The sequence below is a fragment of the Paraburkholderia sp. GAS32 genome (assembly GCF_050434225.1).
GTDB lineage: Bacteria > Pseudomonadota > Gammaproteobacteria > Burkholderiales > Burkholderiaceae > Paraburkholderia > Paraburkholderia madseniana.
Map to the genome: position 1 here is coordinate 21,460 of NZ_JBNPVS010000050.1, position 18,142 is coordinate 39,601.

The 18,142-nt window shown below is 58.5% G+C and carries 15 protein-coding genes and 1 pseudogene; 10 read left to right on the forward strand and 6 right to left on the reverse strand.

The genetic code is table 11. The annotated features are described in order from the left end of the window. The first annotated feature begins 159 nt into the window (after window positions 1-159). The 6 genes from P3T25_RS39200 (at window position 160) to P3T25_RS39225 (ending at window position 6,483) form a co-directional block, all read left to right on the forward strand. On the forward strand, window positions 160-1,083 hold the full coding sequence (locus P3T25_RS39200) for a LysR family transcriptional regulator (RefSeq protein ID WP_429362514.1): 924 nt from the start codon (window positions 160-162) through the stop codon (window positions 1,081-1,083). After that, a complete protein-coding gene (locus P3T25_RS39205) occupies window positions 1,080-2,045 on the forward strand; it encodes a LysR family transcriptional regulator (RefSeq protein WP_429362516.1) in 966 nt (321 codons plus the stop codon). The genes P3T25_RS39200 and P3T25_RS39205 overlap by 4 nt, the downstream gene beginning before the upstream one ends. A gap of 103 nt (window positions 2,046-2,148) precedes the next feature. Further along, window positions 2,149-3,159, forward strand: coding sequence for an ornithine cyclodeaminase family protein (locus P3T25_RS39210; protein WP_429362518.1), 1,011 nt, complete (start codon window positions 2,149-2,151; stop codon window positions 3,157-3,159). 29 nt (window positions 3,160-3,188) lie between these two features. Then, window positions 3,189-4,208: a dihydrodipicolinate synthase family protein gene (locus P3T25_RS39215; RefSeq protein ID WP_429362520.1), complete on the forward strand. Its 1,020-nt coding sequence runs from the start codon at window positions 3,189-3,191 to the stop codon at window positions 4,206-4,208. Window positions 4,209-4,219: 11 nt separating this feature from the next. Beyond that, on the forward strand, window positions 4,220-5,689 hold the full coding sequence (locus P3T25_RS39220; protein WP_429362522.1) for an NAD-dependent succinate-semialdehyde dehydrogenase: 1,470 nt from the start codon (window positions 4,220-4,222) through the stop codon (window positions 5,687-5,689). A gap of 83 nt (window positions 5,690-5,772) precedes the next feature. Then, complete coding sequence (locus P3T25_RS39225; protein ID WP_429362524.1) at window positions 5,773-6,483, forward strand: EthD domain-containing protein; 711 nt, start codon at window positions 5,773-5,775, stop codon at window positions 6,481-6,483. A 321-nt stretch (window positions 6,484-6,804) separates the two neighbouring features. On the opposite strand, the pseudogene P3T25_RS39230 reads toward P3T25_RS39225, so the two are convergent. From P3T25_RS39230 to P3T25_RS39250, 5 genes and pseudogenes are all read right to left on the reverse strand, one after another. After that, window positions 6,805-7,035: pseudogene (locus tag P3T25_RS39230) on the reverse strand (DMT family transporter); the annotation flags it as partial. Window positions 7,036-7,517: 482 nt separating this feature from the next. Then, window positions 7,518-8,297 (reverse strand): aldolase, encoded by a 780-nt coding sequence (locus tag P3T25_RS39235; RefSeq protein WP_429362526.1) that lies wholly within the window; start codon window positions 8,295-8,297, stop codon window positions 7,518-7,520. 184 nt (window positions 8,298-8,481) lie between these two features. Beyond that, a complete protein-coding gene (locus tag P3T25_RS39240) occupies window positions 8,482-8,961 on the reverse strand; it encodes a transketolase-like TK C-terminal-containing protein (RefSeq protein WP_429362528.1) in 480 nt (159 codons plus the stop codon). A gap of 229 nt (window positions 8,962-9,190) precedes the next feature. Beyond that, entirely contained in the window at window positions 9,191-10,069 is an 879-nt protein-coding gene (locus P3T25_RS39245; protein WP_429362530.1) for a LysR family transcriptional regulator, read from the reverse strand. 212 nt (window positions 10,070-10,281) lie between these two features. After that, on the reverse strand, window positions 10,282-11,043 hold the full coding sequence (locus P3T25_RS39250) for an aldolase (RefSeq protein ID WP_429362532.1): 762 nt from the start codon (window positions 11,041-11,043) through the stop codon (window positions 10,282-10,284). A gap of 530 nt (window positions 11,044-11,573) precedes the next feature. On the opposite strand from P3T25_RS39250, the gene P3T25_RS39255 reads away from it, so the two are divergent. The 3 genes from P3T25_RS39255 (at window position 11,574) to P3T25_RS39265 (ending at window position 15,521) form a co-directional block, all read left to right on the forward strand. Beyond that, the gene (locus P3T25_RS39255; protein WP_429362534.1) at window positions 11,574-12,779 is read left to right on the forward strand and encodes a trans-sulfuration enzyme family protein; all 1,206 of its coding nucleotides are present in this window, start codon (window positions 11,574-11,576) and stop codon (window positions 12,777-12,779) included. 74 nt (window positions 12,780-12,853) lie between these two features. Further along, on the forward strand, window positions 12,854-14,071 hold the full coding sequence (locus tag P3T25_RS39260) for an amidohydrolase (RefSeq protein WP_429362607.1): 1,218 nt from the start codon (window positions 12,854-12,856) through the stop codon (window positions 14,069-14,071). Between the two features lie 154 nt (window positions 14,072-14,225). After that, the gene (locus tag P3T25_RS39265) at window positions 14,226-15,521 is read left to right on the forward strand and encodes an MFS transporter (protein ID WP_429362536.1); all 1,296 of its coding nucleotides are present in this window, start codon (window positions 14,226-14,228) and stop codon (window positions 15,519-15,521) included. 182 nt (window positions 15,522-15,703) lie between these two features. On the opposite strand, the gene P3T25_RS39270 is transcribed toward P3T25_RS39265, so the two are convergent. Beyond that, window positions 15,704-16,594: a LysR family transcriptional regulator gene (locus tag P3T25_RS39270; RefSeq protein ID WP_429362538.1), complete on the reverse strand. Its 891-nt coding sequence runs from the start codon at window positions 16,592-16,594 to the stop codon at window positions 15,704-15,706. A 106-nt stretch (window positions 16,595-16,700) separates the two neighbouring features. Here P3T25_RS39270 and thrC point away from each other — a divergent pair, with 106 nt between their 5' ends. After that, a complete protein-coding gene (gene thrC, locus P3T25_RS39275; protein WP_429362540.1) occupies window positions 16,701-18,119 on the forward strand; it encodes a threonine synthase in 1,419 nt (472 codons plus the stop codon). Window positions 18,120-18,142 lie beyond the last annotated feature (23 nt).

Below are 18,142 nucleotides of genomic sequence, written 5' to 3' on the forward strand. Positions count from 1 at the left end.
GGCGTTTAGATTAAGATGCACTCGTGTAGCACTCAAATGGATTGCATCCATTCGCTATATGGGCGGCCTGAATACTTTCGGGAGAAACCCTAATGCCGGCCCATGCAGCCGCGTACGGGTACCCGCATTGGGAGACGATATTGAACGGAGACGGCGCGCATGCGCTTCAACAAGCTCGATCTGAATCTGCTCGTGGCGCTCGATGCTTTACTGACTGAAGAAAGTATCAGCCGGGCGGCCGAGAAAATTCACCTGAGCCAGTCCGCCATGAGCAACGCGCTTGCGCGGCTGCGCGAATACTTCGACGACGAGTTGCTCGTGCAGGTCGGACGCAGGATGGAGCCGACCTCACGCGCCGAAGCGCTGAAAGACGCCGTGCGCGACATCCTCGTTCGGGTCGACGCGACGGTCGACGCTCAGCCGGAGTTCGTTCCCTCGCAATCGAACCGGCTTTTCCGGATGCTGGTTTCCGACTACACGATGATGACGCTCATGCCGCACGTACTGGAACTCGCCTATCGGCAGGCGCCAGGCATGCGCTTCGATTTGCGGCCTCAGGTCTCCAACCCGCAACGCGTGCTTGAGCGCGGCGAAGCGGACCTGCTGATCATTCCCAAGGACTTCTGCTCGACGGAACATCCGTCGGAAATGTTGTTTGAAGAATCGTTCTGCTGCGTGTTGTGGAACGAAAGCAACCTGGCGAGCGGCGACATGACAGCCGAACGATATATGGCATCCGGTCACGTGGTCGTCCATCCTGGTGACGGTATTGCGCTCGAAGATACGTTCATGCAACGACTCGGCATCATACGGCGCGTCGAGGCGAGCACGTTCAGCTTTCTGTCCCCGGCGCACCTCGTGGTCGGCACGCACCGTATCGCGACGATGCATATCCGGCTCGCGAGGCAAGCTGCGCGCTCCTTGCCGGTGACCATGCGCAGCATGCCGGTGACAATGCCGAAGATGGAGCAATGCGTCCAATGGCACAAGCATCGCACGTCGGACCAGGGAATCGGGTGGGTACGCACGCTTCTGAAAGAAGCAGTCCTCGCGATGGACAGCGCGTCGGCCACCGCGGCATGAAAACGATCGTCAGCAGAAAGCGCACAGCGAGCACGAAAGTGGACGTGCAGTCCGCTCCCGATGCGCCGTCCATTCTCGACCCACGATGGCTGGTATTCGTGCGCGTGGCTGATCTGGGCAGTCTCAGCAAGGCAGCCATCGCGCTCGACATGCCCCAGTCTCTCGTCAGCCGGAACATTGCGCTGCTGGAGCAGCAATGCCGCGAGCGGCTCTTTCGCCGCACCGGCCGCGGCGTCGTGCTCACCGACTTCGGCGAATACGTGCTGCCGCGCGTCTCGCATCTCGCTGAAGAGGCAGACGCGCTTGCCGACGACATCCGCGGCGCGCGCGGCCAGCCGACTGGCGAGGTGCTGGTGGGGTTGCTGCCGTCGGCTGTCGATCAGCTCGCCGGTTCGTTGTTCGCGTCAGTGAAAAAGGAACTGCCGGGCGTCAGGCTTCACCTTGTCGAAGGTGCGAGCGCCCAGCTCGAGGAGCAGCTCCACGAAGGCCGCCTCGACATGGCCGTGGTCCTGCGTGAGGATGAGGCGACCATCAAGGACGCTCATGTGCTTGCCAAGGTTCCGCTCAATTTGGTCGGCCGCCGCGAAGAGCCGTTGGTCGACAAGATGAACTTTCCGCTCGCCGGACTTTCCGGCATACCGCTCATCGTACCGGGCCGTCCCCATCCGTTACGCGGACGTCTCGATCGGCTGGCTATCGAGCACTCGCTGACGTTGCAAGTGGCCGTCGAAGTCGATTCAGTGCGTTTGCAGTACGAGATTGTCGCCGCAGGCGGCGGTTACGCGATTGCCTCGGTGCTGCCGGGCCGGCTCGATCCACGCCTGGCCTCTTCGCGAATAGTCAGTCCCATGCTGGAACGCTTCGTGGTACTCGTGGACACGCCACGCCGTCCGCACACGCGAGCCACTCGTGCGGTTCGGCGTTTGATAGAGCGCCTCGATGCATTTGCGCAGAATATCTGATCCTGTTATCGACAGAATGGATAACTGGTTTCGACGCTGAGCAGTACACGCAGCCGGACGTGGTCCCTATAGTGCGATGGTTATCAACACCAACGCCCACACCATGTCCGAGACCCGGTCGAGCGACGCCCTTCCCCCGACCCTTTTCCTGAGCGATGCGGATGTCGCGTCCCTCGCCGACTGGCCCTCGGCTGTCTCCGCGCTTGCAAACGCCTACGCCAACCAGGCATCGGACGCGATGGTCCCGCCACGTTCGATGGCTCGCGGCAACGGAATCTGGTTGCGCAGTCTGACGGCGATCTCGCCGGCGGGCGGTCACATGGGCTCGAAGCTGATCGCTGCATCACCCCGTGCACGCCGGGCCAGTTACCTGATTTCGCTGTTCGATCAGCAGACGATGGGCCTCGCGGCGTTGATCGACGGCAATCGTGTGACAGGGCTGCGCACAGCAGCCACCGCCACGCTCGCCATTGATCTGCTTGCTCCGCCACGACCGCTGCGGGTCGGCGTGATCGGCTCGGGCTTCGAGGCGCGCGGCGCGCTCGAGTGCCTGAAAGCGACACGCCCGCTCGAGAGCGTGCACGTCTTCAGTCCGAATCCGTTGAGCCGTGAGCGCTTTGCGCAGTCTTTCGCCGGCACCCTCGACGTCCTCCCGACCGACACGCCGGAATCTGCCGTGAGCGAGGCCGACGTCGTCATCTGTGCGGCACGCAGCCGCGACGAGTCACCCGTTCTACGCGGCGCATGGCTCGCCGCAGGTGCAACGGTGGTGTCACTCGGCTCCACCCTGCCCGAGCAGCGCGAGGTGGACGAAGAAACGATAGCCCGCGCCGCATGCGTCGTCGCCGACGTGCCCGACGAAGTCGCCCACGATACCGGCGACGGTATCGCCGCCACGCGCGCAGGCCTCGCGCTCGACGCGAAGCTGGTCTCTCTCGCCGCCCTCGTCTCGGGTGAGACGACGCCGCGGCGATCGGAAACCGAGATCGTGCTCTACAAGTCGGTCGGCTCGGCGCTGCAGGACGTCGTCATCGCGGAGATGCTGTTCGCACTCGCCAAAGCAAGGGGCTATGGCACCCCGTTGCCCGTGAACATCGTGCCGGTCGCCAAATAACATCCACATCAATCGAAGGATCCATTCTCATGCCTACATACAGGAAGACCGATGCCCGCGCGTGGGCAAAGGAACATCTGACGGGTTGCTCGGCTGTCACGATTCCCAGCTACAGCGCCGATCTGAAGCGCCTCAATGAACGCGGCATCCGCCACGACATCGAACTGGCGATCGAATTTGGCTTTCGCTACACGCTGCTATGCAGCGAAGTCGCAATCACGCCCGAGGAAAACGCGCAGTTCACCGCTTGGGCACGCGAGAGCGCGGCCGACCGGCTCGGCCTGTTCTTTCATGCGGCGTTCGGCACGCTTGCCGAGAATATCGAAGCGGTGAAACTGGCGGAGAAAGCCGGCGCGGACATCGTCCTGTTGTCGTACCCGCCGCAGTTCTGGCCGACAACGGAGCAGGAAATCTACGATTACACGAAGACCTTCTGCGATGCGACCGATCTGGCGGTGATGCTGTTTCCGATACCGCTGTGGGGTTTCGAGCGCGTGCACCCGGCGGGCATGCAGGTGCAGCTGGTGCGCCGTCTTCTGAACGACTGCCCCAACATCGTTGCGATCAAGTCGGAGCAGGGTTTCCCGTTGCCGGCCGGCATCTGCGAGATGTACCACCACTTCCGCGACGAGGTGGTGATCAGTTGCCCGATCGAAGGCGATGCGATCCCGCTGATGAGCCTGATGAAACTCCAGTTCTCCGGCACCAGCAATACCGCGTGGATGGGCGACTACTACCCGAAGGCCTTCGAACTGGCGCGCAGCGGTCGATGGGAAGATGCCATGGCGCTGTACTGGAGCGTCAACCCCGCGCGCAATGCCAACGGCGCTGCTGCGCAGAGCTATGCAGGCGGTACGGGCGTGCTCAACCGCACCATGTGGAAGTATCAGGACTGGCTGGCCGGCTTCAACGGCGGCCCGCTGCGCGCGCCGGCGATGCGCGTGCCCGACCGCCTGATGAAGACCTTGCGCCAGGGCCTGGCAGGCTCGGGGCTGTCCGTCACCTCGGACCCGGATTCAGCGTTCATCACAGGCCGCTTCCCCTGCTAAGGAATACGTCGATGAGACATCTACTGAAGGACGCAGCCCTGTGGCGCGAAGCCGCTTTCATCGCTGGCGAATGGCTGGGTGAGACGCCGCACGGCCGGTACGCAGTGCGCAACCCGGCGGACCGCTCGGTGCTTGTCGAACTACCGCGTTGCCAGGAAGCAGAGGTGCGACGCGCAATCGACGCAGCACGGAAAGCCTTTGTCTCATGGCGCCGCGCCACTGCGAAGCATCGTGGCGAAGTTCTGCGCCGCTGGTATGAGTTGATGGTAGAACACCGCGAGGACCTCGCCACGCTGATCACCCTTGAGGAAGGCAAGCCTCTGGCCGAAGCGCGCGGCGAAGTGGACTACGCCGCATCGTTCCTGCGCTGGTTCGCCGAGGAGGCAACACGCGTGCGCGGCGACGTGCTCCCGGGTGTCAAGGAAACGCAGCGCATTGTCGCGTTGCGCGAACCGATCGGCGTATGCGCCGCCATCACGCCGTGGAACTTTCCGGTGGCGATGATCACGCGCAAGGCCGGCCCGGCACTTGCCGCCGGCTGCACGATGGTGGTCAAGCCTGCAAGCCAGACCCCGATGACGGCACTCGCGCTCGCTGAACTGGCGCAACGCGCCGGCGTTCCACCTGGTGCGTTCAGCGTAATCACCGGCAACGATACGCGTGCGATCGGTGGCGAACTAACGGCCAATCCGATCGTACGAAAGCTAACGTTCACCGGTTCCACCGAAGTTGGCCGCGTGCTGCTTGCACAATCGGCGCAGACCGTGAAGAAATGTTCGATGGAGCTTGGCGGCAACGCCCCCTTCATTATCTTCGACGATGCGGACCTCGATGCCGCTGCCGACGGTGTAGTGGCGGCGAAATTCCGCAACACTGGCCAGGCCTGCATCAGCGCGAACCGCGTGCTGGTGCAGGCAGGCATTTACGACGCGCTCTCCGAGCGCATCGTTGAGCGTGTTGCGCGCCTGCGCGTGGGGAACGGCCTGGAGCCCGATGTGCAGCTCGGTCCGTTGATCGACGACGCGGCCGTGCTGAAAGTCGAAGAGCACATAGCCGATGCGCTGAGTAGAGGCGCCCGGCTGCTGCACGGGGGGAAACGGCACGCCCTCAGCGGCGGTTTCTTTGAACCCACCGTGCTGGCAGACGTCACGCCGGCGATGCTAATTGCGCGTGAGGAGACGTTCGGTCCGGTGGCGCCGCTGTTCCGTTTCGATACGGACGATGAAGCTGTTGCGATGGCCAATGACACCGAGTATGGCCTCGCCGCCTACCTGTATAGTCGCGATGCGGCACGCATCTGGCGCAATGCCGCACGCATCGAATCAGGCATGGTTGGTATCAACTGCGGTCTGATCTCTAACGAGGTTGCACCGTTTGGAGGCGTGAAGCAGAGTGGCCTTGGACGTGAAGGTTCGCATCTTGGCATCGATGAGTTCCTTGAGGTCAAGTATCTTTGCTGGGACGGGCTCGACATTTCGTGAGCTGGACGCTGAATGAAACTTCTGTAGGAGATCTGTGATGATCAAGATGATGGCTGCCATCTGCCATCTGCCGTCGTCCCGGCATGACACATGCCGAGTATGTAGCGTATGTGCAGCACGTGCACGGCGCGATCTCGAACGAAAACCCGGTGACGCTTCGGCGCTACGTACAGAACCATATTTTTGATGCCGCCTTCGGATCGGCCGCCGAGCGAACGCATACAGTCGCTGTCGCGCGCGACTGGATCACCGAGCTTTACTGGGACAGTCCCGAGGATATGGGCATTACCTTTGCGCATGAGCACGTGCGTACGAAAGTCGGACCCGACGCCGCGAATTTCGCCGACATGAGCCTGTCGCTGAGTCTCGCAGCGGAGGAGGCCGAGCAACCGGTCGCCCAACCGTCCCGAGCTTGCGGCGCGAAGGTACTGCATTACCTGCGTGCGGCCGAGGGACTGGCGCTGCCAGAACTCTTCGAACGCTGGGCGGTGGCGCATCAGCGCGCACTGGACGCGGAGCCGGTTGCCGCGGCTGCACTGCGCAGGTGTGTGCACAACCGGCAGGTTCCTGACTTCAATGCAATGCTCGCGTATTTCAACGCGAAGGACGTACCGATTTACGAAGGCGTGGCCAGCCTCTGGTTCGACGACGTCTCGTCAGTGAGTGCGTTCCGTGTCTACGAGCGCGCGCTGCTTTCGATCAATGCCGATGCCGCCACCGCATTCTACTGCCCCCGTCAATCGTTCTTCGTCTACGCAACCGAAGTGCCGATCTACGAGCGCACTAGCGGATAGCTACCGGATAGCCGCACTGATCATGGCCGAGCGCCTGGGGAGTCCCGGCACCTCGTTCGAGATGCACTACTGCACGCGTTCAGCAGACCGCATTGCCTTCTCTGCGCGTATCGGCGTTGTCACATTAAAGTGTTCGCGTCGTAGTAGTGCGATGAACAGAGCTTCTCTCAAAAACCGGACGGATTTGGGCTAAGCTCGGTGAAACGATATATGAGGCGATGGACCGCGAAATTGCGATTGGGTGTTGATGGATCACGAGACCGGCAACGCCGGCCTAGTATGCGCACGTTGTGGCATCTCAAGGCCGACACCGCGTATGTGCTACGCCCCGGAAGTCAGCTTGAGTCCGACAATTCCGAGCACGATCAACGTAGCACTCGCCACGCGCGCAATACTTGCCGCTTCGCCCATTACGAAGATGCCGAGTACAAATGCGCCCACGGCGCCGATGCCAGTCCATACCGCGTACGCAGTGCCAAGCGACAATTGACGCACGGCTAGTGCAAGGAGCCAGAAGCTACTAAGCGCAGTTACGATTGTGAACACCGAGGGCCAAAAAACTTTGATACATCGCATTTGCAACGGTCAGTTCAACCTATCCGCTCTCGGAATCATACATACCGCTGCAATCATCGTCTGGAATGCCGCCCCGTTCAATCAACAAGCCTTAACATCGGACCGGAGGAGCGGGAGCGAGCCATGGCGTCTGCTACCCAGCAGATTGCGACACTCAGCGTCTGAAGGAAAAAGGACGTAATGAAGCCGCGCGCGATCACGTAGGTGTCGTCGGTAACACATCGTACATACTTCGTGATAGCGTCATGTCTGGCTCCCGTTGTCCACGGAGTTCTTCGAACCCCATTGAACTTCGAGCTCGTACATCTCTGGGCCTGGACCAGCCTGCTCGACGGGAGTCACCTTACACCCCCCCAAGCGACGCAGCCACCCATGCCACTCGTCGGTCTGAGGCAGGGCCTCGTTAGACCTTCGAGGAAAGGGAGAAAGACCGCAGATCCGCAGGCGTTCTCTTCCGGCTATAAACAGTCGGCATGGCGATGCAACGCGCAACGGGCATAGTAAGAAAATGCGACATGATTGCGTTTGGGACGATTTATCCAATCCCGAGCCTCGCGTCCAAGCACTGGGTCGAGCGGTCGAATCTTGCCAGCGCCCATCGCAATAAGCTGCATCCTCGCGGTACGCTCTATCGCCATGGAAAGGACGCATGCTTCCTCAACGGTCCGCGCGGCCACCAGAAGACCATGATGCGAAAGCAATAGCGCATGCTTGCCACCCAAAGCCGCCGTGATGAATTCGCCCTCCTCATTGCCTACCGGAATACCAGGCCAGTTCCGCGCAAACGCTACATCGTCGTACAGGATACAGTTGTCCATGTGAGCCACCTCCAGCGGCAGCTCGAGCATACTCAACGACGACGTGTAAATGGCATGTGTGTGAATGATGCACTGGACGTCCGGTCTGGCGCGATACACCCAGGAATGAAACCGGTTAGCAGGGTTAGCCATGCCATCGCCACGTAGAACGTTCAGGTCCTCGTTGACAAGGAGTAGGTTTCTCGTGGAAATTTCGTTGAAGCCGAGGCCCAGGCGCTGCGTGTAGTACGTTCCCCGCTCCTGCGCCCGCGCAGTGATCTGCCCCGATAGGCCTGAGTCGTGTCCAGCGTCATACAGGATGCGGCACGTCAAAGCCAGTTTCTGCTCAAGGGTGAAATCGCTGTCCTCGAGCGCATGGTCCATCTGAGCCGTGGAACGCCTGACCAACTCGTCTTTGTCCAGACCGAATGTGTCGTACATTGAAAATCTCCTTAATCAAACACCGAAGAGAGAGTTTTGTGCCGCCACCCGCCGATCGCAACTTTCGGGATGGCAGAGGACGCATTTGAACCGGATGCGCAGATACTGTCCCTGCCGGGTGTTGCTTTGGTTTCGGCCCGCTGCATGCTACAGCCAACCCCATGCGAGCGCATGCCTCCTGCTCTCAGACGGTCCACGGGTCGGGGGTTACGTCAGTCCGACCACAAGCCTGAATTACTTGAGTCATGACGACATCGTCCAGCTTGCCTTCAGCGTGAAGCGCGTGAGCCGTTGCAAGTACTAGGGAATCACGGTCAACCTCGAAGAACGACCGAAGCGCGCGCCGGGTGTCGCTGCGACCAAAACCGTCTGTACCCAGGGTTACGTAGCGGCCGGGTACAAATGCACGTACCAGCTCCGGCACCGCGCGAACATAATCCGTTGCAGCAACGGTGACCTGCGCGCCATTATTCAGGGCGCCCGTGACGTAGGCGACTGACTTTCCGCCCAGTCGGTTCCGCCGCTCGATAGACAATCCTTCCCGCTGCAGTTCGCTGAAGCTGGTAGCAATCCACACTGTTGCCGATATATTCCACTTCGACTCCAGAACTGCTGCAGCGGCGATGACCTCAGGGAGTATCGCACCGGCGCCCAGGAGGTTCACCGACGGCGCCTTTGCTGTATGTTGCGGTAGCGGATATCAAACGCGGCGAACGCCGTTCCGAGCGGGATACACTCATGCAGACGAGGCCGAGTTTTTATACCTTTGGCGTACTTCCTGCATTTCCATCAAATGCACTGAGCGCCAGAGTGCCGGCTTGAACGAAGTATGCGCAATCCACTGGCAGCAAGCCATGCAAGTTCTTTCATAGCAGATATGAAAGGGGATTGAGCTAGCTAAGGATGCTTTTGGCAATATCCAGAACCAATGTACAGAGAGTGGATGGTGTGCGCCCGCGCCGCGTGATAACCACAATGCGGCGGGAAAGCTTGGGATTTTCGATGCTGACACGCCGAAGGTCGTATTCGTCAAGCAATTTTGTCGGCATCCTGGACGGTAGAACGCACTGTCCGGATGTCAGGGAGGCCAACCGCAGCATCGCATCCACGGTGTCCACCTCTGCGGCCACCTGGAGGTTTTTAACACTGCCCGACAACATGCGGCGCAGCGCATAATTGGGTGGGAACACAATCAATGGCACATCGTTTTCGCAAAGGGAGATGCTCTCCAACAAGGCCAAAGGGGAGGAGCGATGTACGACCAGGCACATCTCCTCATCAAACAGTGGAACAATGTCGACCGCGTCGGACGCCACTGCAGTGTCGTAGACAAATCCAAGGTCGGCCTTCCCCGTCTCAACAAGCTCGACCACTTCTGGCGAGCTTCTCCCGAGAAGTGTCATGTTGACCTTGGGGCGTTGCCCCATGAACTTGGCAAGGACGTGCGCGACGAAATAATAGCTAAGGGTATGTATAGTCGCTACCCGCAGCGTTCCCTCAGTAACGCCCTGCTCCTCACGCATTTGAGACACGCAGTTGTCGATGAGCTCATAAGCCGGGCGGGCGACATCTTGCAGCTTCGACCCGGCATCGGTCAGTGCAACGCCTCGACCATGACGGTCAAACAGAGGATGCCCAATGTAGGACTCCAGCGTGCTGAGCTGCTTGCTTAGACTCGATTGCGTGAGGTCAAGAGCTTCGGCTGCCGCTGAAAGCGAACGCGCTTTGGCAATCGCGAGGAAGAGCCGGAGTTGATGGTCGAGGAATTTCATCAAGGGGTGTGATAACAACCGTTACGGTCGAGTCACAGCCCCATGGCCAGAATTGCTGGCTGGCCTCAGATAGGGAAGCGCTGCGCATCGACCGGCGGGACACCACACATTCATAGCTGAATGATGGGCCGTTTGCCAGGCGAATAAGCTCTTTGTTGATCCTATCACGAAGCGTTCCGCTTTCTTCCGGAATGTCGTCCCGAACCGGCAAATCAGCGATACAACTTATCGGCTTGCCGGCACCAGTAGTCGAACGTGCCTTTGACGATAGACGGCTTGAGCAAATAGTCGTGGGCCTCACTTGCCAGCTCGTCCGAAAGTGGAGTCGTCGGGCCAAACACCTGCGCCCGGAGCTGCATACGGGCTGCCCGCTCGAGGTACACGGAAAGGTACGTAGCTTCCTCCACGCAGTTCCCACTTGTCAGTTGACCATGGTGGGCAAGCAGAATTGAGCGATTCTTACCCAGGGCTTCCGAGATAATGACGCCTTCCTGGTCAGCGATAGGCACTCCTGGCCAGTCCGCGAGAAAGGCACAGTCATTATGAAACGGCGTCATATCCATTTGCGAGACAACCAGCGGCTGTCGGGCCGCAACCAATGCCGAAACGTACGGCGAATGAGTGTGGATGATGCTCTGGATGTCAGGGCGAGATTCATACACCCAAAGATGGAAACGAGTGGCCGGGTTCGCCATACCTTCGCCAGACAAGGTATGAAGGTCCTTGTCGACCTCGATGAAGTCATCCGCAGATGCCTCGTCGAAGCCCAAGCCGAAGCGCAGCGTCCAATATGCGCCGGGGCGTTCTGAACGAGCGCTAATTTGCCCGGCAAGACCTGCCTCCTGGCCGGTCATAGCAAGAATCCTGCAAGCATTTGCCAGGGTTTCCTGGAGGCTCCGGCTGGCACCCTTGAGATGCTCCTTCATTTCCCGGGTTGCCCGCTCGTCAAAGTACTGCTTTTCCCGCAGATTCATACTGTTCTCGCAGAAGGTAATATTGGCAAGAAGAGCGCACTGAAATCACTGTCCTTAAGCTATGTCGCGCGATTCACGCTCATCCGAACGAGTTGCAATAGTAGTCTCCCCGCCAGCTCACAGTCTTCATAACAGGTATGAGTTTCTCGCCATAGGAAATTCAACAATGTCTGTCGATACTGGTGAACACTATCGGCGATAGATAACGGTTAAGACATGTGCTGATGTGTTGACCTGCCTGCCCGGGCAGATGTGGGGCCACTGCTCGAAGCGACAGTTCAGGCCAGTTCGCCCCTTTGTCTTCCCCCGTTTGGACGCGTGCCCAGTCATCCTGTATCTGATTCCGGCGACTGACCGCCGGATGCACTTCGGAGTTCAGACAGGCATATGGAGCGAATTATCAGACTTATGGAGACAGGTCACCCTCTTCTTTCCCTTGCGCGGGGAAGAAGCGCCGCGAGTTCCGTGAAACGCAAGATTGACCTGCTCGCGGCCTTCGAAATCCCAGAAACTTATTTTAGAACCTGCTGATGAAATCCATCCCCACCAGTAAAGCGCGCGGATTCTCCACCAAGGCAATCCATGACGGATACGACCCTCAAAGTTCACACGGCTCGCTGAATGCGCCCGTGTACATGACATCCACCTATGCGTTTGAGGATGCGGCAGCAGCCGAGGCGGTGTTCGCCGGCGAAAGCGACCGCTATGTCTACGGTCGCCAGCACAACCCGACTCAAGCCCTGCTCGAAACCCGAATCGCGTCCCTGGAAGGAGCAGGTGCCGCTTTGGTCGTGGGTTCCGGTATGGCTGCAATCACTTCGACACTGTGGACGTTTCTCCAGTCTGGAGATGAAATTGTCTGTCATCACACAATTTACTCCACAGCGTCAATGTTCTTTGGGGAGTTAGTACGCTTTGGCATTTCGGTAAGAAAGGTCGACGTGAGCAATACGCTGGAGTTGCAGCAAGCCGTTTCGTCGAAGACAAAGTTTATCTACTTCGAAAGTCCAGTGAATCCCACCGGCGAGCTTATCGACATCGCGAGGGTGGCCTCCGTCGCGCATGCATCTGATGCGAAGGTCATTATCGACTCCACGTTCGCATCGCCGGCACTCCAGACGCCGTTGAAACTCGGCGCAGACATCGTCATTCACTCCCTGACCAAATATATCAATGGGCACGGCGACGTGCTTGGAGGAGCGGTAGTCGGGGATGCCGACACGATAGCCGAAATTCGGGCAGCCGGTCTCCGATATATGACCGGGGGCGTGATTTCACCAATGAGTGCTTTTCTGATTCTTCGGGGGCTCAAGACTTTGAAGGTGCGAATGCGGCAACACGGAGACAACGCTCTCGAAGTTGCCGAAATGCTGACGGCGCACCCCGCAGTGAAAAGCGTGTGCTATCCATTTCTGCCTCGAAGCCCGCAATACGAACTCGCACAGCAGCAGATGTCGGCCGGCACGGGCATCATTTCATTCGAGCTAAAGAGCGGTTACGAAGGCGCACGACGCATGATGAACCGCCTGGAAATCATCACGTGTGCCCTGAGCCTCGGGGACACCGAGTCGCTTATCACACATCCGGCAGCACTGATCGAAGCTCGCAAAAAGATTAAGCCCGAAACACAGCTGGCAAGAGGCGTGTCGCGCGAGATGATTCGTCTTTCGGTCGGTCTCGAAGACGTCCAGGACCTGATTGCCGATCTGGAGCAAGCGCTCCAGGGTGAACAGTAATCTCCTCCCGGAACAAAGCGCCGCTCAACGCAGCGGCGTCTGCAATGCAGCTCCAACAGATATTTGAGAAAATTATGCAATCAGAACTAGAAGAAAATGGTGCAACCATACTCGCGGATGGCCTGAACCTCACGAGACTCATCAATCTGCGTCAGGATTTGCATGCCAACCCGGAGTTGAAGTTCGAAGAGAATCGCACCTCACGCACGATTGTGTCATTTCTTCAGGCGCTTCACATCCCTGTGAGGGTTGGTCTGGCGGGGACCGGAGTCGTCGCTTCCATTTTTGGCGCTGGCCGTGGTCTCCACAATCCAGGAGCGACGATCGGTCTACGAGCCGACATGGATGCGCTCCCGATTCACGAAGAAAACACATTCGCGCACGCGAGTTCGTGCGCCGGAAAGATGCATGCTTGTGGTCATGACGGCCACGTTGCCATGCTGCTCGGAGCCGCCGAATTGCTTGCTCGCGACAGGTCATTTGACGGCACGGTCCATTTAATTTTCCAACCTGGCGAGGAAGGCGGCGCCGGCGCACAGAGAATGATTGACGAGGGACTTTTTAAAGAGTTTCCCTGTGACGCCGTTTTCGCGCTTCACAACTGGCCTGACATGCCAGTCGGTCAAATGGGCGCCCGACCTGGACCGATTATGGCTGCAGCAAGACGCTTCGAGATTCAGGTGACCGGCCGGGGAGGCCACGCCGCTCAGCCCCACCTCACCATCGACCCAGTGCCTGTTGCCTGCGCCATTGTTGAACAACTGCAAGTACTGGTGTCACGCCGCACCAATCCTCTCGAAAGCGCTGTTCTCACCGTTGGTCGGATTGAGGCCGGCTCCAGCTTCAACATCATTCCCGAAAAGGCCATCATCCATGGAACCTGCCGGACACTAGGAGACGAAACTGCAAGAACCTTGCATCAAGGCGTAGAGCGAATCGCCCGCAATATCGCCAAGGCTCATGAAGCCGAAGCGGAGGTCATGCTTTATTCTGGATATCCCTGCACAGACAATGAACCCAAAGCAGCAGAGTTGATGGGGCAAGTGATGATGGAGATAGTTGGAGATATAAATACCCATCTGGATGTTCCCCCGGCGATGACAGCCGAAGATTTCAGTTTCATGCTCCAGGAGGTGCCCGGCGCGTATGGGTTCATAGGGAACGGACCGTTCGGTGGCGGTGGCATCTCTCTGCATAGTGCCGACTATGATTTTAATGACACGAATCTGTCAATCGGCCCCAGATTCTGGAATCTGCTCGCCCGAAGATGGTTTGTTGCTCAAGGCCGGTGAATAAGGGCAATCGCCATGAACAAGCTTTGCCATGACTAAAACGTAGATAACACCATAAATAATGGCGAGGAGGTGGGAGGAGACAGCTTCCCGTACGCCATAAAGACAACTACAGAACCACTCCCAATAAATAGGCATACTAAGGAAGAACATTGTGAATAATCGGAAAAGATCCCCATGGAAGACAGTCATCGGCTCGACGATTGGCAATGCGTTAGAGTGGTATGACTTCCTGATTTTTGGATACCTCTCGGTCCTCATCGCCAAACAGTTCTTCCCAAGCGATAACCCGTTGACATCGATTCTCCTGACCACGGCAACCTTTGGTGTCGGCTTCATATTTCGCCCGCTGGCAGGCATCTGGATTGGCATGTACGCGGACCGGCGAGGAAGGAAGGCTGCGCTTTCGTTCATTATCCTGCTGATGTTTATTTCAACGGCGATGCTTGCCTTCGCGCCGACATATCAGCAGGCGGGGATTTGGGCACCAGTCATTGTTGTCATTTCACGTATTCTTCAGGGCATTTCGGCGGGTGGCGAGTTTGGTAGCGCGACGGCGTTACTCGTTGAGCTTGCACCGAAAGACCGAAAGGGGTTCTATGGCAGTTGGCAGATGTTTGCGCAAGCCATTGGTTCGTTCCTGGCAACCCTCGCTGCGGCCATGCTTACGAGTTGGTTTACCACGGAGTCGTTGTCTCACTGGGCGTGGCGACTTCCCTTTATCGTTGGCCTTGTCATCGGACCGGTCGGCTACTGGATTCGCCGGAATATTGACGAGTCTGAAGAATTTGAAGAAGCTCAAAAGCAACCTTCGGTCCCCTTTCGGGAGCTTTTAACAAACTATCCGACCGCGATGCTGATTTCTTTCGCGCTCGGCGGCGCCACCAATGTGATGGTATATGTGCTGGTTGGTTATCTACCGATATATGCCGTCCACACGCTCCGACTTCCCATCAACACACCGTTTATTGTGCTTGCGGCCACAATGCCAGTCCGGATGCTCTTTGTGCCATTCTTTGGCCACCTGTCCGACAAAGTCGGTCGAAGAAGAGTAATGGGGTATGCGTTGGTGCTGTTTATTGCCCTGGTCTATCCCGCATTCATGTGGCTTACCCACGCTCCCGGTCTTGCCAGCTTATTGGCAATGGAACTGGTGTTTGCCATCATTATGGCTGCAGTCCTGGGTCCCTTTGCAGCCACCGCGGCCGATCTGTTCCCCACAGGAGTGCGGTCGACTGGCATGTCTCTCACGTATAACCTGACCGCCGCCCTACTCGGGGGATTTTCGCCGTTCATCCTGACCTGGCTCGTCGACAAGACTGGCGACATCATGATGCCAGCGCATTATATGGTCATCTTCCTCTCGCTGGGCGCCTTGTCCTTATTGTGCTACAGGCAAGGCGAAGCTCAGGAGCCGACAATACCTCGCACACTCGTACGGCGAAGCTGAGGAGCGCTGGTGCGCGGCAATTTCGGCACCGCGCACACGTATCCCTTGTTCTTGAGGCGGTAACGCCAGGTTCGACGCGCTCCTCATCGCAAGTAAATGCGCGAAAGGAACAAAGCGACGAAATTCTGTCTGCGGGGACCGCCCGGAGTGCAATGCGTCCCTGCGGGCACCGCCTGGGTGTGTCAGGCAGGAGATCTGCCGCACGCACGCAGAACGTCAATCACCATCTTCAGCGGCTCGGGCGTAGATCGCGAGGTCTTATATACGAGGAACGTGTGTCGCTTCATAGGAGGCGAGATATCGCAAATCTGAATGTCCGCAGATATCCCTTGCGTTGCCGACTCACGCGGCAGGATCGCTGCCCCATAACCCGCAGCAACCAGACTTTTGAGTGCTTCTCCGTTGTTCAGCGTGATCAGCGCCCGTGGCAGGAATCCGGAGCCAGCGAACCATTGCAGGGTCTGGTGATGAAGCGCGCTTCCCGGTTCGTTCATGAGCAATGGCTGACCCTGTAGCCACGCGGGCGTGACACGCCGCGGAATCAACCAGCTGGCGGGCAGGTATGCAACGAGAGGATCTGCACTCCAACGCGTGAACGTCAGACCAGCTTGCCGCTTCGCGCTACCGACGAGCGCGAGGTCCAACTGCCCGCCGAGTAGCCTCTCCATCGCCATCGCCGTCGTCGTGACGGTCAGTTCGACACGTACTGCGGGGCTACGCGCCGCGATCTGCTGGAGCACTGCAGGCATATGATGCGCAATCAGGCCCGCCGAAGCCCCGATCCTCACCACACCGACCGCCCCATCCCGGTAATCCCGGATGGCATCGATGGCTTTGTCAGCGATCCCGAGCAGTTCCCGTGCGTACGCGACGAGAATCGTACCCGCAGGCGTCACTGCCACGCCTCGCCTGCCCCGCTCAACGAGCCGCACCTTGAGCCTGGATTCGAGCTCCTTGAGATGCAGCGAAATCGTTGGTTGCGCCAGATTCAGCGCGGACGAGGCGCCCGAAAAGGACCCCAGGTCCACCACTGCCAGGAGCGTGCGCAGATGGTCAAGGTTGAATTCACGCATCAGAAATCCTGATGTTTATCCATATTACTTTTAATTTTACTTCGCGGTGGCGGGAAGAGACAATTCCATCCGTTCAAGCGAAATCCCCATCCCATAGAGAACCATCATGAGATACATTTCTACCAGAGGCGGCAGCAACGAGCGGCGCTTCTGCGAAATCCTGCTGGAAGGCCTGGCTCCCGACGGCGGACTGTACATGCCGGCTTTCTATCCAAGGATTGACGAAGGCACCTTGCAGAAATGGCGTGGTCTATCGTATCCGGACCTTGCATTCCAGATCCTGTCGCTCTATATAGACGACATCCCGCCTGGAGACCTTCGCCGGATCGTTGAAAAGACGTACACCGTCGAGATATTCGGTTCGCCCGAAATCGTTCCGTTGAAACCACTGGGCGAAGGCCTTTCGCTGCAGAAGCTCTCAAATGGTCCCACGCTCGCCTTCAAGGACATGGCGATGCAGTTGCTGGGCAACCTGTTCGAATATGAGCTGCAACGCCGTCGCGAGACCCTTAACATCCTCGGTGCCACCTCGGGCGACACCGGGAGCGCAGCCGAATACGCGATGCGTGGCAAAAAGGCAATCCGCGTTTTCATGCTCAGCCCGCATGGACGCATGAGCGCTTTCCAGCAGGCCCAGATGTACAGCCTGCAGGACCCCAACATCCACAACATCGCCATCGAGGGCGTGTTCGACGACTGCCAGGACATTGTCAAGGCGGTGTCCGCTGACCTGGAATTCAAGCATCGGTACCGCGTCGGCACCGTCAATTCAATCAACTGGGCGCGTCTGCTCGCACAGGTAGTCTACTACTTCGCCGGCTACCTGCAGGCAACAGGGAGCAACCACGAGCGCGTGAGTTTCGCGGTGCCTTCAGGCAACTTCGGAAACATCTGTGCCGGCCATGTGGCTCGCATGATGGGGCTACCGATCGGGAAGCTCATTCTCGCGACAAATGAAAACGACGTACTCGATGAGTTCTTCAGAACTGGCGACTATCGTGTGCGCAAGAATCATGAAACCTTCGAGACCTCCAGCCCTTCAATGGACATCTCGAAAGCGTCTAATCTTGAACGGTTTATCTTCGATCTGTCGGGCAGAAATGCCACGCGCACTCGCCAGCTATTCAGCGCAGAACTGGGACGCCACGGGCGCTTCAGCGTGACGCCCGAGGAGTATGCCCGGATCGCTGAATTTGGCTTCGTGTCCGGAAAGAGCACACACGCCGAGCGCGTCGCGACCATTCAAAACGCCTCGCGGCACTATTCTGTCACGATCGATCCACACACTGCCGATGGTCTGAAAGTCGCGTCCGAAAGACTGACCCCAGGAGTACACACAATCGTGCTCGAAACTGCCCTGCCAGTTAAATTCGCCGACATGATCCGCGAAGCGACCGGTTGCGATGCGGTATGCCCACCGTCGCTTGCGGGCCTGGAGCAGCTTCCGAGGCGCTACGTGGTATTGCCATCGAGCGTAGATGCCGTCAAGGCGTTGCTGATCGATCGCTGCAACGCATTCGTGTAAGTCTGCCGGAAATTGCACGTCCA